Origin of the sequence: Cronobacter sp. EKM101R (assembly GCF_963888145.1) — a bacterium.
In the GTDB taxonomy this organism is placed as follows: domain Bacteria; phylum Pseudomonadota; class Gammaproteobacteria; order Enterobacterales; family Enterobacteriaceae; genus Cronobacter; species Cronobacter turicensis.
Genome location: NZ_CAWPHW010000012.1, coordinates 233,205 through 257,301, shown reverse-complemented (window position 1 = coordinate 257,301; position 24,097 = coordinate 233,205). Strand labels below are relative to the sequence as shown.

General features: G+C 59.0%; 25 protein-coding genes. 16 read left to right on the top strand and 9 right to left on the bottom strand.

Features of this window, described 5'->3' with window-relative positions; translation table 11 throughout:
* Positions 1-48 precede the first annotated feature (48 nt).
* The 9 genes from rsxA to gstA all read left to right on the top strand — a co-directional run bounded on the left by rsxA (position 49) and on the right by gstA (position 9,346).
* Positions 49-630 (top strand): electron transport complex subunit RsxA, encoded by a 582-nt coding sequence (gene rsxA, locus AACV31_RS09780; RefSeq protein ID WP_165153824.1) that lies wholly within the window; start codon positions 49-51, stop codon positions 628-630.
* Positions 630-1,208 carry an electron transport complex subunit RsxB gene (gene rsxB / locus AACV31_RS09775; protein WP_075198400.1) on the top strand — a complete coding sequence of 193 codons (579 nt, stop codon included), beginning with the start codon at positions 630-632 and terminating at the stop codon, positions 1,206-1,208. Before rsxA ends, rsxB begins: the two co-directional genes overlap by 1 nt.
* Positions 1,201-3,534, top strand: coding sequence for an electron transport complex subunit RsxC (rsxC, locus tag AACV31_RS09770; RefSeq protein WP_165153822.1), 2,334 nt, complete (start codon positions 1,201-1,203; stop codon positions 3,532-3,534). Before rsxB ends, rsxC begins: the two co-directional genes overlap by 8 nt.
* Positions 3,535-4,587, top strand: a complete 1,053-nt coding sequence (gene rsxD / locus AACV31_RS09765; protein WP_165153820.1) for an electron transport complex subunit RsxD — start codon at positions 3,535-3,537, stop codon at positions 4,585-4,587.
* Positions 4,588-4,596: 9 nt separating this feature from the next.
* A complete protein-coding gene (gene rsxG, locus AACV31_RS09760) occupies positions 4,597-5,226 on the top strand; it encodes an electron transport complex subunit RsxG (RefSeq protein WP_007760868.1) in 630 nt (209 codons plus the stop codon).
* Positions 5,219-5,905 (top strand): electron transport complex subunit E, encoded by a 687-nt coding sequence (locus AACV31_RS09755; RefSeq protein ID WP_007760866.1) that lies wholly within the window; start codon positions 5,219-5,221, stop codon positions 5,903-5,905. Before rsxG ends, AACV31_RS09755 begins: the two co-directional genes overlap by 8 nt.
* The gene (gene nth, locus AACV31_RS09750; protein ID WP_161588878.1) at positions 5,902-6,537 is read left to right on the top strand and encodes an endonuclease III; all 636 of its coding nucleotides are present in this window, start codon (positions 5,902-5,904) and stop codon (positions 6,535-6,537) included. Before AACV31_RS09755 ends, nth begins: the two co-directional genes overlap by 4 nt.
* Positions 6,538-7,129: 592 nt before the next feature.
* Positions 7,130-8,629: a dipeptide/tripeptide permease DtpA gene (gene dtpA / locus AACV31_RS09745; RefSeq protein WP_032807353.1), complete on the top strand. Its 1,500-nt coding sequence runs from the start codon at positions 7,130-7,132 to the stop codon at positions 8,627-8,629.
* 108 nt (positions 8,630-8,737) lie between these two features.
* Positions 8,738-9,346, top strand: coding sequence for a glutathione transferase GstA (gstA, locus tag AACV31_RS09740; protein WP_165153818.1), 609 nt, complete (start codon positions 8,738-8,740; stop codon positions 9,344-9,346).
* Between the two features lie 48 nt (positions 9,347-9,394).
* On the opposite strand, the gene pdxY is transcribed toward gstA, so the two are convergent.
* The 5 genes from pdxY to anmK all read right to left on the bottom strand — a co-directional run bounded on the left by pdxY (position 9,395) and on the right by anmK (position 13,992).
* Positions 9,395-10,255, bottom strand: coding sequence for a pyridoxal kinase PdxY (pdxY, locus tag AACV31_RS09735; RefSeq protein ID WP_105538469.1), 861 nt, complete (start codon positions 10,253-10,255; stop codon positions 9,395-9,397).
* A 74-nt stretch (positions 10,256-10,329) separates the two neighbouring features.
* On the bottom strand, positions 10,330-11,604 hold the full coding sequence (gene tyrS, locus AACV31_RS09730) for a tyrosine--tRNA ligase (protein ID WP_165153816.1): 1,275 nt from the start codon (positions 11,602-11,604) through the stop codon (positions 10,330-10,332).
* A gap of 138 nt (positions 11,605-11,742) precedes the next feature.
* Positions 11,743-12,399, bottom strand: coding sequence for a pyridoxamine 5'-phosphate oxidase (pdxH, locus tag AACV31_RS09725; protein ID WP_007760850.1), 657 nt, complete (start codon positions 12,397-12,399; stop codon positions 11,743-11,745).
* Positions 12,400-12,455: 56 nt separating this feature from the next.
* Positions 12,456-12,779: a C-type lysozyme inhibitor gene (gene mliC / locus AACV31_RS09720; protein ID WP_007760847.1), complete on the bottom strand. Its 324-nt coding sequence runs from the start codon at positions 12,777-12,779 to the stop codon at positions 12,456-12,458.
* A 58-nt stretch (positions 12,780-12,837) separates the two neighbouring features.
* On the bottom strand, positions 12,838-13,992 hold the full coding sequence (gene anmK, locus AACV31_RS09715; RefSeq protein WP_075198406.1) for an anhydro-N-acetylmuramic acid kinase: 1,155 nt from the start codon (positions 13,990-13,992) through the stop codon (positions 12,838-12,840).
* Positions 13,993-14,267: 275 nt separating this feature from the next.
* On the opposite strand from anmK, the gene slyB reads away from it, so the two are divergent.
* Positions 14,268-14,735: an outer membrane lipoprotein SlyB gene (gene slyB / locus AACV31_RS09710; RefSeq protein WP_007760837.1), complete on the top strand. Its 468-nt coding sequence runs from the start codon at positions 14,268-14,270 to the stop codon at positions 14,733-14,735.
* A 115-nt stretch (positions 14,736-14,850) separates the two neighbouring features.
* On the opposite strand, the gene slyA is transcribed toward slyB, so the two are convergent.
* The gene (slyA, locus tag AACV31_RS09705; protein ID WP_015741127.1) at positions 14,851-15,291 is read right to left on the bottom strand and encodes a transcriptional regulator SlyA; all 441 of its coding nucleotides are present in this window, start codon (positions 15,289-15,291) and stop codon (positions 14,851-14,853) included.
* A gap of 175 nt (positions 15,292-15,466) precedes the next feature.
* On the opposite strand from slyA, the gene AACV31_RS09700 reads away from it, so the two are divergent.
* The 3 genes from AACV31_RS09700 to AACV31_RS09690 are packed head-to-tail and all read left to right on the top strand — an operon-like array spanning position 15,467 to position 18,608.
* Positions 15,467-15,703, top strand: coding sequence for a DUF1656 domain-containing protein (locus tag AACV31_RS09700; RefSeq protein WP_165153813.1), 237 nt, complete (start codon positions 15,467-15,469; stop codon positions 15,701-15,703).
* A gap of 4 nt (positions 15,704-15,707) precedes the next feature.
* Complete coding sequence (locus AACV31_RS09695; protein ID WP_105580730.1) at positions 15,708-16,565, top strand: efflux RND transporter periplasmic adaptor subunit; 858 nt, start codon at positions 15,708-15,710, stop codon at positions 16,563-16,565.
* A 9-nt stretch (positions 16,566-16,574) separates the two neighbouring features.
* The gene (locus AACV31_RS09690; RefSeq protein WP_165153810.1) at positions 16,575-18,608 is read left to right on the top strand and encodes an FUSC family protein; all 2,034 of its coding nucleotides are present in this window, start codon (positions 16,575-16,577) and stop codon (positions 18,606-18,608) included.
* On the opposite strand, the gene sodC is transcribed toward AACV31_RS09690, so the two are convergent.
* The 3 genes from sodC to AACV31_RS09675 form a co-directional block, all read right to left on the bottom strand.
* Positions 18,601-19,119 (bottom strand): superoxide dismutase [Cu-Zn] SodC, encoded by a 519-nt coding sequence (sodC, locus tag AACV31_RS09685; protein WP_165153807.1) that lies wholly within the window; start codon positions 19,117-19,119, stop codon positions 18,601-18,603. The genes AACV31_RS09690 and sodC overlap by 8 nt on opposite strands.
* A gap of 79 nt (positions 19,120-19,198) precedes the next feature.
* Positions 19,199-20,095: an aldo/keto reductase gene (locus AACV31_RS09680; RefSeq protein ID WP_165153804.1), complete on the bottom strand. Its 897-nt coding sequence runs from the start codon at positions 20,093-20,095 to the stop codon at positions 19,199-19,201.
* 53 nt (positions 20,096-20,148) lie between these two features.
* Positions 20,149-20,388: a DUF1289 domain-containing protein gene (locus AACV31_RS09675; RefSeq protein WP_015741121.1), complete on the bottom strand. Its 240-nt coding sequence runs from the start codon at positions 20,386-20,388 to the stop codon at positions 20,149-20,151.
* 205 nt (positions 20,389-20,593) lie between these two features.
* On the opposite strand from AACV31_RS09675, the gene eptA reads away from it, so the two are divergent.
* From eptA to AACV31_RS09660, 3 genes are all read left to right on the top strand, one after another.
* Positions 20,594-22,222 carry a phosphoethanolamine transferase EptA gene (eptA, locus tag AACV31_RS09670; protein ID WP_075198411.1) on the top strand — a complete coding sequence of 543 codons (1,629 nt, stop codon included), beginning with the start codon at positions 20,594-20,596 and terminating at the stop codon, positions 22,220-22,222.
* 64 nt (positions 22,223-22,286) lie between these two features.
* The gene (locus AACV31_RS09665; protein WP_075198412.1) at positions 22,287-22,868 is read left to right on the top strand and encodes a TetR/AcrR family transcriptional regulator; all 582 of its coding nucleotides are present in this window, start codon (positions 22,287-22,289) and stop codon (positions 22,866-22,868) included.
* Between the two features lie 74 nt (positions 22,869-22,942).
* On the top strand, positions 22,943-24,040 hold the full coding sequence (locus AACV31_RS09660) for an alkene reductase (RefSeq protein WP_075198413.1): 1,098 nt from the start codon (positions 22,943-22,945) through the stop codon (positions 24,038-24,040).
* Positions 24,041-24,097 lie beyond the last annotated feature (57 nt).

Sequence of the window (24,097 nt, the reverse complement as noted above, 5' to 3'; positions counted from 1 at the left end):
TTGTCGGATGTCCGATAATGAGCGGCTTTTTTCGTTTCAGGTCGAATAATGACTGATTATCTGCTGTTGTTTGTTGGAACGGTGCTGGTCAATAACTTCGTTCTCGTGAAGTTTCTCGGCCTGTGTCCGTTTATGGGTGTTTCCAAAAAACTGGAATCCGCGAGCGGCATGGGCATGGCGACGACGTTCGTGATGACGCTGGCGACCATTTTCTCATGGATCATCGATCACCTGATTCTGGTGCCGCTTGAGCTGGTCTACCTGCGCACGATGGCCTTTATTCTGGTGATCGCCGTGGTGGTGCAGTTCACTGAAATGGTGGTGCGCAAAACCAGCCCGGCGCTCTATCGCCTGCTGGGCATTTATTTGCCGCTGATTACCACGAACTGCGCCGTACTGGGCGTGGCGCTGCTGAGCATCAATCTGAACCACACCTTTTTACAGTCGGCGCTGTATGGCTTTTCCGCCGCCGTCGGCTTCTCGCTGGTCATGGTGCTGTTCGCTGCTATTCGCGAGCGTCTGGTCGTCGCCGACGTGCCGCTGCCGTTTCGCGGCAACGCGATCGCGCTGGTGACGGCGGGCCTGATGTCTCTGGCCTTTATGGGCTTTAGCGGGCTGGTGAAGTTCTGATGGAAATGATTGTTATCGCGGTTATCGCGCTGACGCTACTTGCCCTGCTGTTCGGCATGCTGCTGGGCTACGCCTCGCGCCGCTTCGCCGCCGAAGAAGACCCCGTGGTGGATCAGGTCGACGAACTGCTGCCCCAGAGCCAGTGCGGCCAGTGCGGCTATCCAGGCTGCCGCCCGTATGCCGAAGCGGTCGCCAATAACGGCGAGCAGATCAACCGCTGCGTGCCTGGCGGCGAGCCGGTCATGCAGAAAATCGCCACGCTGCTTAATGTCGAACCGCAGCCGCTCGACGGCGACGCCGCGGTGGCGGAGCCGGTACGCATGCTGGCCGTTATCGACGAGCCGAACTGTATCGGCTGCACCAAATGTATTCAGGCCTGTCCGGTAGATGCCATTGTCGGCGCCACCCGCGCCATGCACACCGTGATGAGCGACCTCTGCACCGGTTGTAATCTCTGTGTAGACCCCTGCCCGACGCAGTGTATTGAACTGCGCCCGGCCGCCACCACAACGGATAACTGGAAGTGGGATCTCAACACCATTCCGGTGCGTAACATTCCTGTGGAACAACATGCTTAAGTTATTTTCTGCGTTCAGAAAAGAGAAAGTCTGGGATTTCAACGGCGGCATTCATCCGCCGGAGATGAAAACCCAGTCTAACGGCACCCCGCTGCGTCAGTTGCCGCTGCCGGGCCGTTTCATCATTCCGCTTAAACAGCATATCGGCAGCGAAGGCGAGATCTGCGTGGCGCCGGGCGATAAAGTCCTGCGCGGCCAGCCGTTGACCCTGGGACGCGGCCGGATGCTGCCGGTGCACGCGCCGACTTCCGGCACCGTGACGGCGATTATGCCGCACCCGACAGCGCATCCTTCCGCCCTGCCGGAGCTCTCCGTAATTATCGACGCCGACGGCGAAGACAGGTGGATCCCTCGCGACGGCTGGAGCGACTATTCATGCCGCAGCCGCGAGGCGCTGATTGAACGTATTCATCAGTTCGGCGTGGCGGGCCTCGGCGGCGCCGGTTTCCCGACCGGCACCAAACTACAGGGCGGCGGCGATAAAATCGAGACGCTGATTATCAACGCCGCGGAGTGCGAGCCCTATATCACCGCCGATGACCGCCTGATGCAGGATTGCGCCGCGCAGATTATCGACGGCGTGCGCATCCTGGCGCACATTCTCCAGCCGCGCGAAGTGTTGATCGGCATTGAAGACAACAAACCGCAGGCTATCTCGATGATGCGCGCCGTACTGCATGGCGAGCATAAAATCCGCCTGCGCGTGATCCCAACCAAATACCCGTCGGGCGGCGCGAAACAGCTTACGCAAATCCTGACCGGTAAACAGGTGCCGCACGGCGGTCGTTCCTCTGACATCGGCGTACTGATGCAGAACGTCGGCACCGCCTTTGCGGTCAAGCGCGCCATCATTGACGGCGAGCCGCTGACCGAGCGTGTGGTGACGCTGACGGGCGAAGCCATGGGCCGTCCGGGTAACGTCTGGGCGCGTATCGGCACGCCGGTGCGCCACCTGCTGGAGCACGCCGGATTTATCCCGACCAGCGAACAACTGGTGATCATGGGCGGGCCGCTGATGGGCTTCACCCTGCCCGGCCTTGACGTGCCGGTCGTGAAAATCACCAACTGCCTGCTGGCTCCCTCGGCAACCGAGATGGGCGCGCCGCAGGAAGAGCAGCACTGCATCCGTTGCAGCGCCTGCGCTGACGCCTGCCCGGCCGATCTGCTGCCGCAGCAGCTTTACTGGTTCAGCGTCGGCCAGCAGCACGATAAAGCCACTGCCCACAATCTGGCTGACTGCATCGAATGCGGCGCCTGCGCCTATGTCTGCCCGAGCAATATTCCGCTGGTGCAATATTTCCGTCAGGAAAAAGCGGAAATTCGCGCCATCGCCGAAGAAGAAAAACGCGCCGCCGAAGCCAAAGCGCGCTTTGAAGCGCGCCAGGCCCGTCTCGAACGTGAAAAAGCCGCGCGTCTTGAGCGTCATAAAAAATCGGCTGTACAGCCTTCCGGCCAGGATCAGGACGCCATTCAGGCGGCGCTGGCCCGCGTGCGCGGCAAGAAAGCCGATGACCAGCCGGTTGTGGTCGCCGCAGGCGAAAAACCGGATAACAGCGCCATAATCGCCGCGCGTGAAGCCCGCAAGGCGGAGGCGCGTGCGCGTCAGGCGGAGAAAGTCCAGCAGGCAATGGCTGCCAACAGCTCCGTGCCTGCGCACGAAGCGACCGAACCTGAAATTGACGCGACGGCAGACTCGGTCGACCCGCGCAAAGCCGCCGTCGAAGCGGCCATTGCCCGCGCCAAAGCCCGCAAAGCAGCGCAGGCCGGGGAAAATGCGACTGCAGACGAAAAACCGGCCGAGCCGGTCGACCCGCGCAAAGCCGCCGTGGAAGCCGCCATTGCTCGCGCCAAAGCGCGTAAAGCGGCGCAGGCCGGGGAAAACGCAGCCGCAGACGAAAAACCGGCCGAGCCGGTCGACCCGCGCAAAGCCGCCGTGGAAGCCGCCATCGCCCGCGCCAAAGCCCGCAAAGCGGCGCAGGCCGGGGAAAACGCGACCGCAGACGAAAAACCGGCCGAGCCGGTCGACCCGCGCAAAGCCGCCGTCGAAGCCGCCATTGCCCGCGCCAAAGCCCGCAAAGCGGCGCAGGCCGGGGAAAACGCGACCGCAGATGAAAAACTTGCCGGGCCGGTCGACCCGCGCAAAGCCGCCGTGGAAGCCGCCATCGCCCGCGCCAAAGCCCGCAAAGCGGCGCAGGTGAATGAGCGCGCGCAGGCGGCGAACGAAGAAGAAGATGAAGCGGACGAACCGCGCAAGGCCGCCGTTGCCGCCGCGATTGCCCGTGTGCAGGCGCGCAAGGCTGCCGAAAAGGTTGTTAACGAGGATTAAATGGTTTTCAGAATCGCGAGTTCCCCTTATACCCATAACCAGCGCCAGACGTCGCGTATCATGATGCTGGTGACGCTGGCCACCGTGCCGGGCATCGCCGTGCAGTGGTACTTTTTCGGCTACGGCAGCCTGGTGCAGATTCTGTTAGCCATCGTCAGCGCGCTTGCCAGCGAAGCGCTGGTGGTTCGCATGCGCAAACTGTCGCTGAAAAGCCATCTTGGCGACAACTCGGCCCTGCTGACCGGTCTGCTGCTGGGCGTGAGCATTCCCCCGCTGGCGCCGTGGTGGATGGTGGTACTTGGCACCGTATTCGCGGTCATCATCGCCAAACAGCTCTACGGCGGGCTTGGACATAACCCGTTTAACCCGGCGATGATTGGCTATGTGGTATTGCTTATCTCATTCCCGGTACAGATGACCAACTGGTTGCCGCCGCAGCAGATCGCCGCCACCGCGCCGGGCTTTCTCGACGCGTTACAGGTCATTTTCCACGGCGTGACCGCCAGCGGCGATACCATGTCACAGTTACGTATGGGCATTGACGGCGTAAGCCAGGCCACGCCGCTGGATACCTTTAAAACCGGCCTGCACGCCGGCCATCCGGCAGGCGAACTGCTGGCACAGCCGATTTACGGCGGCGCGCTGGCGGGCCTCGGCTGGCAGTGGGTCAATCTGGCTTATCTGGCGGGCGGTCTGTTTCTGCTCGCGCGCGGCACGATCCGCTGGCATATCCCGGCGAGTTTTCTGGTCACGCTTGCGGTGTGCTCGACGCTCGGCTGGCTTATCGCGCCGGAGAAATTCCTGTCGCCGCTGATGCATTTGCTGTCAGGCGCGACGATGCTTGGCGCGTTCTTTATCCTTACCGATCCGGTGACGGCCTCCACCACCAACAAAGGGCGTCTGGTCTTCGGCGCGCTGGCAGGCCTGCTGGTGTGGTTGATTCGCAGCTTCGGCGGCTACCCGGACGGCGTGGCGTTTGCCGTACTGCTGGCGAATATCACCGTGCCGCTCATCGATTACTACACCCGCCCGCGGGTTTACGGTCACCGGTAAGGGGAGCCTATGCTAAAAACGATTCAGAAACATGGCGTGACGCTCGCCGTTTTCGCGGCGCTGACTACCGGTCTTACGGCAATGGTCAACGCGCTGACGAAAACCACGATTGAAGGCCAGGCGGCGCTCCAGCAGAAACAGCTGTTCGATCAGGTGCTGCCGCCCGAGATGTATGACAACGATATTCAGCAAAGCTGCTATCTTGTGAATGCCCCCGCGCTCGGCCGCGGCGAAAAGCAGCTGTGGGTAGCGCGTAAAGGCGATACGCCGGTGGCGGTCGTGATGCAGGCGACGGCGCCTGACGGTTATTCCGGCGCGATACAACTGCTGGTCGGCGCGGATTTCAACGGCACCGTGCTCGGCACCCGCGTCACGGAGCATCATGAGACGCCAGGGCTTGGCGATAAAATCGAAACCCGCATCAGCAACTGGATCACCGGCTTTACCGGTCAGGTGATCCACGGGCCGGATGATACCCGCTGGGCGGTGAAAAAAGATGGCGGCCAGTTTGACCAGTTTACGGGCGCGACGATCACCCCGCGCGCGGTGGTGAACGCGGTAAAACGCGCGGGCCTGTACGCGCAGACGCTGCCGCCGCAGCTTGCTGCCCTGCCTTCCTGTGGAGACACCCATGAATGACGTGAAATCAATTCTGGTTAACGGGTTATGGAAAAATAACTCGGCGCTGGTGCAGTTGCTCGGCATGTGTCCGCTGCTGGCCGTGACCTCTACCGCCACCAACGCGCTCGGCCTCGGCCTTGCCACCACCCTGGTGCTGGTGCTGACCAATGCCTCTATCTCGACATTCCGCCGCTGGATGCCGGGTGAGATCCGTATTCCCATCTACGTGATGATTATCGCGGCGGTGGTGAGCATCGTGCAGATGCTGATCAACGCCTATGCGTTCGGGCTGTACCAGTCGCTCGGCATTTTCATCCCGCTTATCGTCACGAACTGTATTGTGGTCGGCCGCGCGGAAGCGTTCGCCGCCAAAAACGGCCCGCTGCTCTCGGCGCTCGACGGCTTTGCCATCGGCATGGGGGCCACCGGCGCGATGTTCGTGCTCGGCTCCCTGCGTGAGATCCTCGGCAACGGTACGCTGTTTGACGGCGCTGACGGCCTGCTCGGCAGCTGGGCGCGCGTGCTGCGTGTCGAAGTGTTCCATACGGATACGCCGTTCCTGCTGGCGATGCTGCCGCCGGGCGCCTTTATCGGCCTAGGTATGATGCTGGCGGTGAAATACCTGATTGACGAGCGAATGAAACGCCGCGCTGCGAAACCGGTTGTGGTGGAGGCGGCTGCGGAAAAAGCGTCATGAACCAGGCTAAACGTATCGAAATTCTTACCCGACTGCGCGAGAACAATCCGCATCCGACGACGGAGCTGCATTTCACCAGCCCGTTTGAGCTTTTAATTGCCGTTCTGCTCTCAGCGCAGGCCACCGACGTGAGCGTTAATAAAGCCACGGCGAAGCTCTACCCTGTCGCCAACACGCCTGAAGCGATGCTGGCGCTCGGCGTTGACGGCGTGAAGGAATACATCAAAACCATCGGGCTGTTTAACAGCAAAGCAGAGAACGTGATAAAAACGTGCCGCATTCTGCTTGAGCAGCACGACGGCGAGGTGCCGGAAGATCGCGCGGCGCTGGAAGCGCTGCCGGGCGTCGGGCGTAAAACAGCGAACGTGGTGCTGAATACCGCGTTTGGCTGGCCGACGATCGCCGTTGATACGCATATTTTTCGCGTCAGCAACCGCACCAAATTCGCGCCCGGTAAGAATGTCGAAGCCGTCGAAGAGAAGCTGTTAAAAGTGGTGCCGGCGGAATTTAAAGTTGATTGTCACCACTGGCTCATCCTCCATGGCCGCTACACCTGTATCGCCCGTAAGCCACGCTGCGGCTCCTGCATCATAGAAGATCTCTGCGAATACGCAGAAAAAGTGTACGAGTAGTTAACGGCGCGACGGTTGTCATCTCAGATACCCTCGTCGCGCCATTATCGTCGCCAGAAGGCTTTTTATCTCCCCACTGTCACGTCCATTCTCCCGTCTTAAATCAGTTCGTCAGGTTAATCGTTTTTTTTCGACAGGAATTTTCTATAGATTTGTGAGAATTATCACACTTGCAACATTTTGTTAAATTTCCGTTGCAACATTCAGCTGTAAGCCTTGCGCCACCTCGGTTATCACTGTCACCAATAACATAAATATCGGGCTTTCTCTGATATTCAGGTCTATCTGACTACCTGACAGGTTAATCAGCAGAACATATAACCACAAACCGCTTCAGCTCGCACTTCAGCAGTTAAAAAATCTACAATTGCTCTTATCATGAAATTTAACGCTGACTGTTAGCGAAACGAATGGCTGATTATCCCGCCCGGCTTATATGTAACAGATTATTACAAAAGCCTTGTGCCAGCGGTCAGGATAGTGAACATTACCCGCCGTTTCTCACTTCATATAACAATAAAAGCGCATGCCGCCAGGCACCACGCGCATACCACCCCCGCGGTTAATGCGGGCTGTAAAAAAAGAGGTATATGTGTCGACTGCAAACAAAAAACCAGCAGAAAGCGTGAGTATGAACGCTTTCAAACAACCGAGATCGTTCTATCTCATTTTCTCTATTGAGTTATGGGAGCGTTTCGGTTTCTACGGCCTGCAAGGGATCATGGCCGTTTACCTGGTTAAACAGCTGGGTATGTCGGAAGCGGATTCCATTACATTGTTCTCCTCCTTCAGCGCGCTGGTGTATGGCCTGGTGGCTATCGGCGGCTGGCTGGGCGATAAAGTGCTCGGTACCAAACGCGTGATTATGCTCGGCACGATTGTGCTGGCTATCGGCTATGCGCTGGTGGCGTGGTCCGGTCATGACGCGGCGATCGTTTACTTCGGTATGGCGACCATCGCGGTGGGTAACGGCCTGTTTAAAGCCAACCCGTCGTCCCTGCTCTCAACCTGCTACGAGAAAGATGACCCGCGTCTCGACGGCGCGTTCACCATGTATTACATGGCTATCAACATCGGTTCGTTCTTCTCTATGCTGGCGACCCCGTGGCTGGCTGAGAAATTCGGCTGGAGCGTGGCGTTCTCGCTGAGCTTCGTCGGGATGCTGATAACTCTCGTCAACTTCATCTTCTGTAAGAAGTGGGTGAAGGATTACGGCTCCAAACCCGATTTCGCCCCGCTGCATGTGGGTAAACTGCTGGCGACTATCGTGGGTATCGTCGTACTGGTCGCCATCGCCACCTGGCTGCTCCATAACCAGGGCATTGCGCGTCTGGTGCTGGGCGTGGTCGCTCTCGGTATCGTGATTATTTTCGCGAAAGAAGCGTTCGCCATGCAGGGCGCCGCACGTCGCAAAATGATCGTCGCGTTTATCCTGATGCTCGAAGCGATTGTGTTCTTCGTGCTGTATCAGCAGATGCCGACGTCCCTGAACTTCTTCGCCATCCGTAACGTAGAGCACTCCATTCTGGGTATCGCGTTCCAGCCGGAGCAGTTCCAGGCGCTGAACCCGTTCTGGATCATGATTGGCAGCCCCATTCTGGCGGCTATCTACAACAAAATGGGCGACCGTCTGCCGATGCCGTTTAAATTCACCATCGGTATGCTGCTGTGCTCTGGCGCGTTCCTGGTGCTGCCGCTGGGCGCGAAATTCGCCTCGGAAGCCGGTATCGTCTCCGTCAACTGGCTGATCCTGAGCTACGCGCTGCAAAGTATCGGCGAGCTGATGATCTCGGGCCTTGGCCTTGCGATGGTCGCACAGCTGGTGCCGCAGCGTCTGATGGGCTTCATTATGGGCAGTTGGTTCCTGACTACCGCCGGCGCCGCAATGATCGCCGGTAAAGTGGCTAACCTCATGGCGGTGCCGGAAAATGTGTCCGACCCGCTGCAGTCGCTGGAAGTCTACGGCCGCGTCTTCATGCAGATTGGTATCGCCACCGGCGTTATCGCTGTGCTGATGCTGCTCACTGCGCCGCTGCTTAACCGCATGACGCAGGAAGACAAACCGAAAGAAACGGATACCGCGCACGCGTAATTATTCGGGAAACGTTATTCAGGCCGTCAGATTTTATGCTGACGGCTTTTTTTTTACCCGATCGCGCTCTACCATAATTTGGTTCATTCATGAAAAGGGAGTATTGCCATGAAACTGTTTTACAAAGCCGGCGCGTGTTCGCTTTCGCCGCACATCATTCTGCGCGAAGCTGATATCGATTTTACGCTGGTGGCGGTGGATTTGGCCGCGAAGCGCACGGAGAACGGCGAAGACTATCTGACTATCAACCCGAAGGGTCAGGTGCCGGCGCTGCTGCTGGATGACAATACGCTGCTGACAGAGGGCGTTGCTATCGTGCAGTATATCGCGGATAAAGTGCCGGACCGCCAGCTGCTGGCGCCTGTCGGCAGCATGACCCGCTACCATACGCTGGAGTGGCTGAACTATATCGCCACAGAGCTGCACAAGGGCTTTACGCCTCTGTTCCGCCCTGGTACGCCGGACGAGTACAAAACTATCGCGCGCGAGCAGTTGCAAAAGAAGTTTGAGTATGTGAATGACGCGCTGTCGCAGAAGCAGTGGCTGATGGGGCTGCGCTTCAGCGTGGCGGATGCTTACCTGTTTACCGTGCTGAACTGGGCGAAAGCGGTTGGGCTTGAGATGCAGGCGTTTGAAAATATCGCCGACTACCAGGCCCGCGTGAAAGCGCGTCCTGCCGTCGCGGCGGCGCTGAAGGCGGAAGGCCTGAGCGCGTAACAGAGAAGTGCAGTGCAGCGCCGCGCCTGCTTCAGGCGCGGCGTTTTTTTACAGTTTTACCGCGGTAAAGTAGTGCTCCGGTTGCGCGATGCCGTCCTGCGCCGCCACGACCTGCAGTTCATACTCTTCCATGCGTTTGGTGGTCACCATAATGTCGTAGACCGCCGCCGTCACATGTTCCAGCGCCTCGCGAAGCGTCGCGCCCTGTAACAGTTTCACCAGCAGCAGACCGCTCGTCACGTCGCCGACGCCGACCGGCTGACGCGCGCCGAAATCCACCAGCGGACGGCTGATGTGCCAGGCCTCGTCAGATGTCACCAGCAGCATTTCAAAACGGTCCTGATGATAGCCTGCGCGCGCCAGATGTTTCACCAGCACAATCTGCGGGCCGCGGGCGATAAGCTCCCGTGCGGTCGCGACAGCCTCGTCGACGCTCGCCACCGCATGGCCGCTCAGCATCTCCAGCTCCAGCAGGTTCGGCGCGATGATGTCGCTCGCCGGCAGCGCGAAACGTGCGTGAAACTCCGCCACGCCCGGCGCCACGATACAGCCCTTTTCCGGGTGGCCCATCACCGGATCGCAGAAATACTTCGCCTGCGGATTGGCCGTTTTCACCTGGCGGACAATCTCCAGAATATGCTCGCCCTGCTCCGCCGACCCGAGGTAGCCGCTCAGCACCGCGTCACAGCGCGACAGCTGGCCGATAGCCGCGATGCCCTGCACGATCTCGGTCAGATGCGACGGCGGCATCACCGCGCCGGTCCACTGCCCATACTGCGTGTGGTTGGAGAACTGTACCGTATTTAGCGGCCAGACATTGGCGCCGAGACGGCGCATCGGGAATTCAGCCGCGCTGTTGCCGGCGTGACCAAACACCACGTGAGACTGGATGGCGAGAATGTTCTTCATGATTTTCCGGGTGAAACGAGAGGTCGGGTTAAAAATAAAGGGCGTGGTTTCCCACGCCCTTGACTGGCTGAATGTTATTTCCAGCAGACGAGGCAGTAGTTTTTCTTACCGCGACGCAGCAGCGTGTAATGACCAAACAGGCGGTCGCTGTCGCTGAAGGTATATTCCGGATCGGCCTGCTTCTCGCCGTTGATGGTGATGGCGTTGGAGGCGATGGTTTTACGCGCCTGGCCGCGGGACGGCTGCAGCTCGGAATCGACCAGCGCCTGCATCAGATCTGCGCCTTTTTCCATTTCAATCATCGGCACGCCATCCTGCGCGAGCTGCTCGAAATCCGCTTCGCTCAGCGCATTAAGATTGCCGTTGAACAGGCTTTCGGTAATGCGTTTCGCCGCGGCGAGGCCCTCGTCGCCATGTACCAGACGGGTGACCTGCTCGGCCAGCACATACTGGGCGCGCGGCGCTTTACCGCTGTTTTTATCTTCTTCTTCCAGCGCGTTGATTTCATCAAGGCTCATAAAGGTGAAGAACTTCAGGAAGCGATAAACATCGGCGTCAGCGGTGTTGATCCAGAACTGGTAGAACTTGTACGGGCTGGTTTTCTTCGGATCCAGCCATACCGCGCCGCCTTCGGTTTTGCCGAACTTGGTGCCGTCAGATTTGGTGATAAGCGGTACGGTCAGGCCAAACACCTGGTTCTGATGCAGACGACGGGTCAGATCGATGCCCGAGGTGATGTTCCCCCACTGATCGGAACCGCCGATTTGCAGCGCCACGCCGTGCAGTTCATTCAGGCAGGCGAAGTCGTAACCCTGCAACAGGTTGTAGGAGAATTCGGTAAAGGAGATGCCCACATCGTCGCGGTTCAGACGCTGCTTCACCGCTTCTTTGTTGATCATCTGGTTGACCGAGAAGTGCTTGCCGATATCGCGCAGGAAAGTCAGCACGTTCATGCTGCCGAACCAGTCATAGTTGTTCGCCGCGATAGCGGAGTTCTCGCCGCAGTCGAAATCGAGGAACGGCGCCACCTGGCGGCGGATTTTATCCACCCACTCCTGGACGGTGTCTTCGGTATTGAGTTTACGTTCGGTCGCTTTAAAGCTCGGGTCGCCAATCAGGCCGGTGGCGCCGCCGACCAGTGCAACCGGTTTGTGCCCCGCCATCTGAAAGCGCTTCAGGCACAACAAGGGAACCAGATGGCCCAAGTGCAGGCTGTCGGCGGTGGGATCGAAGCCGCAATAAAGGGCGATCGGCCCCTGCGCCAGTCGCTGCGCTAACGCTTCTTCATCCGTCACCTGAGCCACAAGGCCCCGCTCCTGCAATTGTTTAATCAAATTGCTGCTTGCCATCGATTTCTCCATGTATTTACGACTGCACCTTTGCCGGTACACGGCTTTTCGCCCACTGGCGAAAGAAAAAATTCAGGGAGGCATAGAATAAAGCGCAAGCCCTGGGAGCGCCAGCGCTTGCATAAGAAAATCGCTCACTTACGGGGCGAGACGGTCGATTTTCCAGCCGTCGGCATCGCGCTGGTATAAAAAGCGGTCATGCAGCCGGTGTTCGCCGCCCTGCCAGAATTCTACCTGGTCAAGCGAGACGCGAAAACCACCCCAGAAACTGGGCAACGGGACCTCGCCTTGCTGGAACTTCTGTTTGAGTTCGAGGAATTTACTTTCCAGCACGCCGCGCGCGGAGATACGGCTCGACTGCTTAGAGACCCAGGCGCCAATCTGACTGTCGCGCGGGCGGCTGTGGAAATATTTGACGACTTCCAGCGTCGAGAGACGTTCGGCTTTGCCGGTGACCATCACCTGGCGCTCCAGCATATGCCACGGGAATAACAGACTGATGCGCGGGTTATTTTCGAGATGGTGCGCCTTGCGGCTGCCCAGATTGGTGTAAAACACCATGCCGCGCTCGTCGAAATGCTTAAGCAGCACGATACGCTGATACGGCTGGCCCTGTTCATCGACGGTGGCGACGACCATGGCGGTAGGATCGGCAAGCCTCGCCTCACACGCCTGCGCGAGCCAGCGTTCAAACAGCGGCAGCGGCTGGTCGGTTAAGTCGCGGCGGCGCAGCCCGCCTTTGGTATATTCGCGGCGCAGATGCGCAATCTGTTGCAGGTGGTCAATATCAGACATAGCGTTGAACCAGTGAGGATCGGGAGGCGCTATTGTGCGCCCCACCCGCTAAAATCTCAACGCTTCGGATTTTGTAACTGACAGTGATTTAACACAATATTGTCGCGATAGTAGACCGTCGCCTCATCGCCTTTCGACCAGAACGCATAGATGCCATCGGTATAGCGCGTGCCCGAGGCCGCGCGGCCCTGATTCAGGTGCAGCATTTTATCGTCCAGCACGAAACTGACCTGCTCGCGCGGTTTATTGAGCGAGACCGTCAGCGGTTTTTCATCGCAGCGATATTCGAGGGTATCGGTGTTCATGCGCTCAACCATAGCGTCATAGTAGCTACAGCCAGCAAGCAGCGTGGGGAGCAAAACGACAAGCAGTTTCTTCATGGCATATCCTGAAAGCGTATTTCTGAAGGGGGCCGGACGCCCCCGTAACGCATTCAGTCTATCGGCTTAGCGGAGCAGGAAAAGTCGGCAAACTCCGATTATTTAAGGGGTTGGCCGGGAACACGGCGCCGAGCACGCTGGCTTCGCGTGCGCCGGTAACGGAGGGCAGATTCCCTGATTTGCCGCTCAGCGTGCGGTACGCCAGCCAGGCAAAGGCCAGCGCTTCCATGTCGTCGCCGCGAATTCCCATCTCATCCGTTGAGGAGACTTCGGTGCCCGGCAGCAGCGCGGCGAGACGCGCCACCAGCCGGGGATTGCGCCCGCCGCCGCCGCAAATCATCAGCCGCTCCGCGCCGCCGCTTAGCAGCACATCGCGCGCGATGGTGCTGGCGGTAAGCTCCAGCAGCGTCGCCTGCACATCTTGCGCAGGCAGCCCGGCGAAGGACGAGAGCTGGCGCTCTATCCAGCCGTAATTGAAGTATTCCCGGCCGGTGCTCTTGGGTGCCGGCGTCGAAAAATACGGGTCGCTCAGCATCTTTTGCAACAGCGGCTGCACCACTTTGCCGCTGGCGGCCCATTCGCCGTCTTTATCAAAAGGTTTGCCCTTCTGGCGCCAAATCCAGGCGTCCATCAGCATATTGCCAGGCCCGGTGTCGAAGCCTTTTACCGGCTGGCCCGGAAAGAGCAGTGAAAGATTCGCGATGCCGCCGATGTTCAGCACCATGCGCCGCTCCGTCGGGTGCGCCAGCAACGCCTGATGAAACGCGGGCACCAGCGGCGCGCCCTGCCCGCCCAGGGCCATATCGCGACGGCGGAAATCGCCCACGACGCTGACGCCGGTTCGCGCCACGATCTGATTGTTATCGCCTATCTGCATGGTATGCGGCGCGCTGCCTGCAGGCTCATGCCAGACCGTCTGGCCGTGGCAGCCAATCGCCATTACATCTTCTGGGTTAAGTTTTTGCTGCTGCATCAGCGCGTTGACCGCATCAGCAAACAGGCAGCCGAGCTGGTTATCAAGCCTGCCGAGCTGGGAGAGCGTCAGCGGCTGTCCCTGACAGATATCGAGGATCGCCGTTTTAATGGCCTGCGGCATCGGCCAGCTCAGGCTCGCCTGCTGCGCCACCATATGTTCATCAATGGCGGCCAGCACCACGTCCACCCCGTCGAGGCTGGTGCCGGACATCACTCCAATGTAGCGACCTGATTTCATACGCAATCCTTAACCCCTGTGTGAAAACGTGCGGGACAACGAGCCCGCGCTCGCGACCCTCAATCATAAACATTCACTCTGATTGAGCAACGGAATAATCCCGCCCGGCGCAAAAAGCCCGCTTTTGCCGCGCCGTTGATTTACCGTTCAGGCAGGTTATTTTACGATTTTTATCATCGGCTCCGTGAAGAATGTGAAATATCGCGGTCTTATGCCATATAATTTGAACATGATGGATGCTCAGGTGAGCATTTGTTGGTGAACAGGAGATTTACATGATTTCACGTGTACTGGTTGTTGCACTGGCAGGTTTAACGCTGGCGGGCTGCGTCAACAACGATAGCCTTTCGGGTGATGTTTACACCGCCTCTGAAGCCAAACAGGTACAGAACGTCACTTACGGCACCGTAGTGAACGTTCGTCCGGTGAAAATCCAGGGCGGGGATGATACCAACGTAATCGGCGCACTGGGCGGCGCGGTGCTGGGCGGCCTGCTGGGTAATACCGTCGGCGGCGGCACCGGTCGTTCACTTGCCACGGCGGCGGGCGCTATCGCAGGCGGCGTAGCCGGTCAGGGTGTACAGGGCGCGGTGAACAAAACGCAAGGCGTTGAACTGGAAATCCGCAAAGACGACGGCAACACCATCATGGTGGTTCAGAAACAGGGCAATACCCATTTCTCTGCAGGTCAGCGCGTAGTGCTGGCAAGCAACGGCAGCCAGGTGACCGTCTCTCCGCGTTAAGTCGCACGGAATACCGGTTTACAAACAAGAACGGAGGAGCATCTGCCCCTCCGTTTTTTTATGCGCTATTTTTGATTGTGATGTTGTGCCTTCATACGCCTGTCAAATAGACCGTTTACTCTTTCGCCGACAAAGCCAGAATGTTTTTCTCAAGGCGCGCCACGATGCGCAGCATCTGGTCGTGTTCTTCTTGAGAAATGCCGGAGAGAATTTCACCGCGCGTTTTCAGAATAACGTCTTCCAGCTGCGAAATGATCGGCGCGGCTTTTTCCGTCAGCTTGATGCGCTTGGCGCGTCGGTCGCTGGCGCAGGTATGGCGGGCAATCAGCCCCTTCTCTTCGAGTTGATCGAGCGTGCGCACCAGCGACGGTTGCTCGATACCGATGGCCTTGGCCAGTTGAATTTGCGACTGATCGGGCGGCAGCGCGTGGATATGATGAAGTGTCACCCAGTGGGTCTGCGTTAATTCCAGAGGCTTCAGGCGATGGTCAATCAGAGCACGCCAGATGCGCACCAGTCTTGTCAGGTCAGAGCCTAATGGCGATTCCAATTTCATCTCCTTATAATTAGCTTGCTAAGTTATTATGCTGATTTTAGACTAGTGTGCAGTATTTAGGTAGCTAAAACAAATAACCGCACTGGCGATGAATACCGCGACGTCTATAATTTTAGACCACAACGGCGTATCTGAAACGGCTACCATCTCTCCGTTTTTCAAGGATTAATCTTTCGTGATATCGCGCTTGTTCACTTCAGGGTTTGCGCTTTCGGATCTTATCGCTGGCGCGTCGGTTTATTTCCCACCGCTGTTTAAGGCCGTGATGCTCGGTTTTTTTATCTGGCTGATGGCGCATCGCCTGCTGCGCGACTGGATGTACGCGGGCGATATCTGGCACCCGACCCTGATGGATCTCTCCCTGTTTGTCTTGTCAGTCAGCCTCGGGCTGGTCATTCTGATTGTGTGGTAACCGCATGCGCCTGAAAACCCTGAAATATTTTTCCACCCTTTTCGTGGTGGCCGCCGCCCTGCTGGCAGGCTGGCTGGTCTGGAATTACTACATGCAGTCACCCTGGACGCGCGATGGCAAAGTACGCGCCGAACAGGTGAATATTACGCCGCAGGTTTCCGGCACCATTACACGCCTGCTGGTGCGCGATAACCAGAAAGTCAAAGCCGGCGAACTGCTGTTCGCCATTGACGATACGCCCTACCGCATCGCCGTGCTGAACGCCGAAGCCCAGATTGCCCGCGCGCAGACCGATCTCGCCAAAGCGAATAACGAAGCCAACCGCCGCCGCCATCTCCCGCATAACTATATTTCCGCCGAAGATCTCGATACCGCCAACATTAGCGTCAAAGCCGCGCAGGCGGCGCTGAAAATGGCCGAGGCGTCGCTTGAGCAGGCGCGCTGGCAGCTGGAGCAGACGCGCGTGGTCGCCCCCGTTGACGGCTGGGTGACGAACCTGTCCAGTCGCGTGGGGAATTACGCCACGCAGGGCCAGCCGGTCTTCGCGCTGGTGGACAGCCGCTCGTTCTATGTGGTGGGTTATTTCGAAGAGACCAAACTGCGTCACATCCGCGAAGGCGCCCGCGCGCAGATCCTGCTCTACAGCACCCATACGCCGCTGCATGGCAAGGTAGAAAGCATCGGGCGCGCTATTTACGATCAGAGCGTCGAGAGCGATAGCAGCCTGGTGGCGGATATCAAACCTAACGTGCCCTGGGTGCGGCTCGCGCAGCGCGTGCCGGTGCGCATCGCGCTCGACAGCCTGCCAGACGGCGTCACGCTGGTGTCCGGCACCACCTGCACCGTCTCGCTCACCGACTAAGCGCCGCGCATGAATCTTGACTGGCTCACCTGGCAGCGCTCCCCATGGGGCAAAGCGACGCCCGCGCAGTGGCGTTACGCGCTGCGCAACGGCATTGCGATGTCGCTCGCGCTGACCATCGCTTACGCGCTGGATCTCGATGAGCCCTACTGGGCGATGACGTCCGCCGCCGTAGTGAGTTTCCCGACGGTCGGCGGCGTTATCAGCAAAAGTCTCGGGCGCATCGTGGGCAGTCTGCTTGGTGCCAGCGCCGCGCTGATCATCGCCGGGCACACGCTTAACGATCCGTGGTTATTCACGTGGGCGATGGCGCTATGGCTGGCGCTCTGCACCTGGGTTTCCGGGTATTTCCACAATAACGCGGCTTACGCCTTCCAACTGGCGGGATACACGGCCGCCATCATCGCCTTTCCGCTGGTCAACACCATTGAAACGACAGAGCTGTGGGATATCGCCCAGTCGCGCGTCTGCGAGGTGATCGTTGGCATTCTGTGCGGCGGGCTGATGATGATGGTGATGCCCGGCCAGCCCGACAGCGTGACGTTTCTCGGGGCGCTGCGAAAAATGCAGGCGCGACTGCTGGAGCACGCCAGCCTGCTGTGGAAACCGCAAACCACCGACGCCATCCGCACCGCCCATGAGGGCGTGATTACGCAGGTGTTAACGCTCAACCTGTTGCGTATTCAGGCTTTCTGGAGCCATTACCGCATCCGTCAGCAGAATCAGTTGCTCAATTATCTGCTGCATCAGCAACTGCGCCTGACCAGCTATATTTCCGGTCTGCGCCGCCTGCTGATGAACTGGCCTGAACCGCCGCACAGCCTCTGGGCGGGTCTCGATGCGCTGCTTGACGAACTCGGGCAACCCAGGCCCTGCCCGTTACGGGTGGCTCGTCTGCTGGCGGCGCTGGCGCCGTCTGAGGACGGCGATTTTCGTCATCAGGCCTTCTGGCTGCGGTTGCGCGATTTCTGCCGCGTGTGGATGAACTGCCAGCGCTGGATTGCGCGGCTCGATACCCCCCTTCCTGACGACACGTTAACCGTTCCCACCGCGCCGCCGCTGGCGCGCCACACCGATAACGCCGAAGCGCTCTGGAGCGCGCTGCGTACCTTTTGCGTCATCACGCTTATCGGCGCATGGGCGATCAATACCCGCTGGGAGGCGGGCAGCGGCGCGCTGACGCTGGCGGCGATAAGCTGCGTACTCTACTCCGCCTCGCCATCGCCGCACAACTCGCTCAATCTGCTGCTGCGCACGCTCTTGCTGCTGACGCTGTTCAGCTTTGTGGTGAAGTTCGGGCTGATGGTTCAGGTCACCGATCTCTGGCAGTTTCTGCTGTTTTTATTTCCGCTCCTGACCACGATGCAGCTCATGAAGCTGCAACAGCCGCGTTTTGCCGGGCTGTGGGGCCAGCTGATTGTGTTTATGGGCTCGTTTATCGCGGTGACGAACCCGCCGGTTTACGATCTGGCGGATTTTTTAAATGACAATCTGGCGAAGATTTGCGGCGTGGCGTGTTGCTGGGTGGCGTTCGCGGTATTGCGTCCTGGCTCCGACCGGCGCAAAGGGCTGCGTCATATTCGCGCCCTGCGTCGCGGGTTTATCGATCAGCTCAGTCGTGTTCCCCAGCGGGGCGAAGCGGCGTTTGAATCGCTGGTTTATCACCATATCAGCCAGCTCAGTAACAGCAAGGACGAGGCGACCCGCCGCTGGCTGCTGCGCTGGGGCGTGGTGCTGCTGAATTGCTCCCACGTGGTCTGGCAACTGCGCGAATGGGAAACTCGCGCCGATCCGCTCTCGCAGGTGCGCGATGTCTGCATTGAAACACTCCGGGATGTAATGAGCGTCAAAGGGGTGCGTCAGCGTCCGCTGGCGGCGGCGCTCGGCGAGCTTGAGCGCATCAGCCTGACGCTCGCGCGTCATCATCAACCCGATGCCCGACGGCTGGCGGGGATTATCTGGCGTCTGTGGTGTTCGCTGTCGCAGCTTGAACAGGCGTCGCCCTCACCGCAGGAGAGCAACGCCCGGGGAGCGGTTAAATAACGCCGCAGGCGTAACGGGCGCCGCCGCCGCCAAGCGGTTTCGGATGATCGGACATGTTATCGCCGCCGACATGCACCATCAGCGCTTTGCCTTTGATTTCATCGAGCGTTTTAATGCGCGGCGCGGTCACCGGCTCGGTGGCTTTACCGTCATTATTCACGGCCAGCGCCGGCAGATCGCCTAAATGCCCGTCGCCCTCAGGCCCGGCGTGTTTACCGGTCTTTTGTGGGTCGAAATGACCGCCCGCCGCTTCTGCCGCCGCCATTTTGCCGTCTTTCATGGCGGGCTCGCAGCTGCCGTTGGCGTGGATGTGAAAACCGTGCTCGCCGGGCGGCAGGCCCTTAAGATCGGGCGCGAATTCGAGGCCTTTATCGGTTTCAGTGATTTTGACCGTACCGGCCGACTGGCCGACGCCCTTGTCGGTAGCCAGATGCAGGTCCACTTCCTGGCTGGCGGCCTGTACGGCGCCGCATGTCAGCAGCGCCATCGCCGCCAGAGTCAATCGCTTCATATTCCCTCCAGGTTCAGGTAATTCCCGTTAAGTCTATATCAGACTGGCGATTTTCACCGGAAAGGAGGGAATAGCGCCGTCAGGGAACGTCGTAACCGAGCGCGGCTTTGCGAATGCGGAACCACTGCTGGCGCGACAGCTCAAGCGACAGCGCGCCCATCGCGCTTTTGACGCGATCGATTTTGCCGGAACCGATAATCGGCAGCGGGCGCGACGGCAGACGCATCACCCAGGCGTAGACCACCTGCTCAATGGTCTGCGCGCCCGTCTCTTCTGCAACCTGTTGCAGCTCTGCGCGCAGCGGTCCATAGCTTTCTTCGCTGAACAGCCGCCCGCCGCCAAGGCATGACCAGGCCATCGGGCGAATGCGTAACTGCTGTAGCAGATCCAGCGTTCCGTCAAGCAGCAGCGGCTGATGTACCGGCGAAATCTCAACCTGATTGGTCGCGAGCGTAAACGGCAGGCGCGACTGCAATAACGAGAATTGCCCTGGCGTAAAGTTTGAGACGCCAAAATGGCGGACTTTGCCGCTTTTATGCAGAGCAAGGAACGCTTCGGCGACCTCATCGGCATCCATCAGCGGATCGGGGCGATGGATCAGCAGCAGATCCAGCACATCGGTACTGAGGTGGCGCAGGGAGTTTTCCGCGCTCTGCACAATATGCGCGCGATCGGTAATGTAATGACCAAGGGCGTTTTCCGGCTTCGCCGTGGTGGCGATACCGCATTTGGTGACGATTTCCATTTTTTCGCGCAGATGCGGCGCCAGACGCAGCGCCTCGCCGAAAGCGGCTTCACACTGATAGTTTCCGTAAATATCGGCGTGATCGACCGTGGTAATGCCAAGCTCCAGATGTTGCTCGATAAACCCCACCAGCTCGCGGGCGGAGTAATTCCACTCCATTAAACGCCAGTACCCCATTACCAGACGTGAAAACGTCGGCCCCTGGGGCGCCATAAGAATACGCTCAACCATAAGTACTTACCTCAGAAAGGAAAACTGCCGGGGATTATACGCAAGCGACGCGGTTAAAACAGTGAAGGCTGCTGCGGTTCTTCGTCAGGTTCGGCGCGACCGGCGCGCAGTTTACGGAGCATGCGCTGGCGACAGAGGCGTAACACCTCCTGCTTCTGAGCGTCGTTCATCTTCTGCCAGTTGAAACGCTCGTCGCGGCTACGCATGCAGCCACGGCAGTAGCCGCGTTCATCCGACTGGCAAATCCCGCGACACGGACTGGGAACAGGGAAAAACTCGAGCTGCTCGGCCACAACGGCTCCTCGTTAACATGATAGTTACAATTGAAGCCTGAACTGCGCCGGGATGCAAGTTTGCTCACCAGAGCGCCACGTAATTGCAACAATTGTGTTGTCGTTGAGCTTTCGTTGAACCTGCCTGGCGTGCTGTTAAAGGCAGGTTAAGGTTTCACTAATCTTTGCGCCGTAGACTGCCTGCATCGTTAATGGAGTTTTTATAATGGCAACTATTAAAAAACTGCGCTGGAGCGACTTGCGTTTCAACCTGTTCAGCGCCCTGCTCTTCACGCTGATGAATGCGCTGTTTATTGGCCGCTGCTGGACGCTTATCGCCCCACATCATCTGCACGACGTGCTGTTCGCCGCGAGCGTACCGCTGGTGCTGTTCTGCGCCTGGCTGGTGATTTTCAGCATCATTAATCTACCGTGGCTACGCAAACCGGTCCTGGCCATATTGCTCCTCGGCTCGGCGGCCAGCAGCTATTTTATGTATACCTACGGGGCGGTGATTGACCAGAACATGATGGTCAATATCTTCGAGACCAACTCCCAGGAAGCCGGGGCGCTGATAACGCCGCAGCTTATCGGATGGCTTGTGGTTGCGGGCGTCGTACCGGCGTTGCTGCTGAGCCGCATTGAGGTGGTGTCCGGCAGTTTACTCTGGACGGCGCTGCGCCGTCTGGTCAGTATTCTCGCGAGCCTGCTGGTGATCATTCTCGTGGCGTCACTGTTTTATAAGGACTACGCCTCGCTGTTTCGCAACAATAAAAATATCGCCAAGATGGTCACGCCCGCTAACTACATCAGCGGCATCGTCAAATATACCCACTCACGCTTTTTCGCGGGCGACCAGACGCTGGTGCGCATCGGCGAAGATGCCAAAAAAGGCCCGGTCATTCGCCAGCAGACCAAAAAAACCGTGCTGGTGGTGGTGATTGGCGAAGCCTCCCGCGAGCAGAACTATTCGCTTGGCGGCTATGATCGCGACACTAACCCGCAGCTGAAAAAACAGGGCGTGGTGTTTTATCCGCACGCCACCTCCTGCGGCACGGAAACTGCCATTTCGGTGCCCTGCATGTTCTCCGGGATGCCGCGCGCGCATTACGACGCCGGACTGGCGCATCATCAGGAAGGGCTGATGGACGTGCTGGCGCATGCGGGCGTTAACGTGCTGTGGCGGGATAACGATGGCGGCTGTAAAGGCGCCTGCAACCGCATTCCACATACAGACATGACTGAATGGAAGCTTAACGAGCTGTGTAAAGACGGCTCCTGCCTCGACGACGCGCTGCTGTGGCGTTTCGATAACGTGCTGGATGGCCTGAAACAGGATTCCGTGATTGTCCTGCACCTGATGGGCAGCCACGGCCCGGCGTATTACCGCCGCTACCCGGATAATTTCCGCCGCTTTACGCCGACCTGCGACACCAACGAGATCCAGAACTGTGACCGTCAGGCGCTCATTAACACCTATGACAACACCATTCTTTATACCGACGATGTACTGAGCCGCACCATTGATGCGCTGCGTAAGCATCAGGACACCATGAACACGGCGCTGGTCTATCTCTCCGATCACGGCGAATCGCTCGGCGAGAACGGCATTTATCTGCACGGCGCGCCGTACCTGCTGGCGCCCGATCAGCAGACGCACATTCCGCTCCTCTTCTGGCTCTCCGGCGATTACGCGCGCCAGTACGGCGTGGATACCGACTGCCTTGGCAAACGTGCGGCGGCCGACCAGGTGTCGCAGGACAACCTCTTCTCGACGGTGCTGGGCATCATGAATATCCAGACTTCGCTTTATCAGCCGCAGGAGGATATGCTTAGCGCCTGCCGGAAAAATTAACGTTTCTGGCGGTTTTCGCTAAGGCGACTTGCATTAGACCGACCGGTCTATTAGATTGGATTGTATGAACCGAACACCTGAACACGATACGCGCGAACACCTCCTTGCCACCGGCGAGCAGCTCTGCCTGCAACGCGGCTTTACCGGCATGGGGTTAAGCGAGCTGTTAAAAACCGCGGGCGTACCGAAAGGCTCCTTCTACCACTACTTTCGCTCTAAAGAGGCGTTTGGCGTGGCGATGCTGGAGCGCCATTACGCCCGGTATCAGGCCTGCCTTGAGCAGCATTTCAACCCGGCAGGTCCGGCGCGCGAGCAGCTGATCGCCTGGTTTGAAGATACGCTTCGTCATTACTGCCAGACGGGCAAAATGACGGGCTGCCTGACGGTGAAGCTCTCAGCCGAAGTGTGCGATCTGTCGGAAGATATGCGCGGCGCGCTTGATAAAGGCGCGGCGCAGGTTATCGCCCTGCTGGCAGGCGCGCTGGAGCGCGGCCGCGACGCACAGGCGTTGACCTTTAACGGCAGCGCCCAGCAGCGGGCGCAGGTGTTATACGTGCTCTGGCTTGGCGCAAGCCTGCAGGCCAAAGTGTCGCGCAGCGGCACGCCGCTTGAAAACGCGCTGGCGCACGTCAAAGAAATGCTTTGAACAGAGCGCCTGCCGAAAGGCAGCGCTTTTTTATTTCGCTCGTTACAAGACGACCGGTCTACTCAGGAGTGACTATGCAAGACGAAAAGCTGTTTACCCCGCTGAAAGTGGGTGCCATTACCGCCCCTAACCGCGTATTCATGGCGCCGCTGACCCGCCTGCGCAGCATTGAGCCGGGCGATATTCCAACGGCAATGATGGCGGAATATTACCGCCAGCGCGCCAGCGCCGGGCTTATCATCAGCGAAGCCACCCAGATTTCCGCACAGGCCAAAGGCTATGCGGGCGCGCCGGGTCTGCACAGCGATGAGCAAATCGCCGCGTGGAAGAAAATCACCGCCGCGGTACACGAGGCCGATGGCCGTATCGCCGTACAGCTGTGGCACACCGGCCGCATCTCGCACAGCAGCATTCAACCTGGCGGCGAAGCGCCGGTCGCGCCTTCCGCGATTAATGCGGGCACCCGCACCTCGCTGCGTGATGAAAACGGCAAGGCTATTCGCGTCGACACCACCACCCCGCGCGCGCTCGAAACGCACGAAATTCCGGGCATCGTCGATGATTTCCGCAAAGCCGTCGGCAATGCGCGCGACGCCGGTTTCGATATGGCAGAGCTGCACTCCGCCCACGGTTACCTGCTGCACCAGTTCCTGTCGCCGTCCTCTAACAAACGTACCGATCAGTATGGCGGCAGCGTGGAAAACCGCGCGCGTCTGGTGCTGGAAGTGGTCGACGCCGTAAGCAAAGAGTGGAGCGCTGACCGCATCGGCATCCGCGTGTCGCCGATTGGCAGCTTCCAGAACGTCGACAACGGCCCGAACGAAGAAGCCGATGCGCTGTACCTGATTGAAGAGCTGAACAGGCGCGGCATCGCGTACCTGCATATGTCCGAGCCGGACTGGGCGGGCGGCGTGCCTTACACCGACGAATTCCGCCAGAAAGTCCGCGAACGTTTCGACGGCGCTATTATCGGCGCAGGCGCCTACAGCCGCGAGAAAGCCGAAGCGCTGATCCAGAAAGGGCTTATCGACGCGGTGGCGTTTGGTCGCGACTATATCGCTAACCCGGATCTCGTCGAGCGCCTGCGTAAAAAAGCCGAGCTCAACCCGCAGCGCCCGGAATCCTTCTACGGCGGCGGCGCGGAAGGCTACATCGATTACCCTACCCTGTGATCCAAATTGATAGCGGCGGCCTTCCGCCGCTATACTAAAATCCTGTTTCACCCAAAA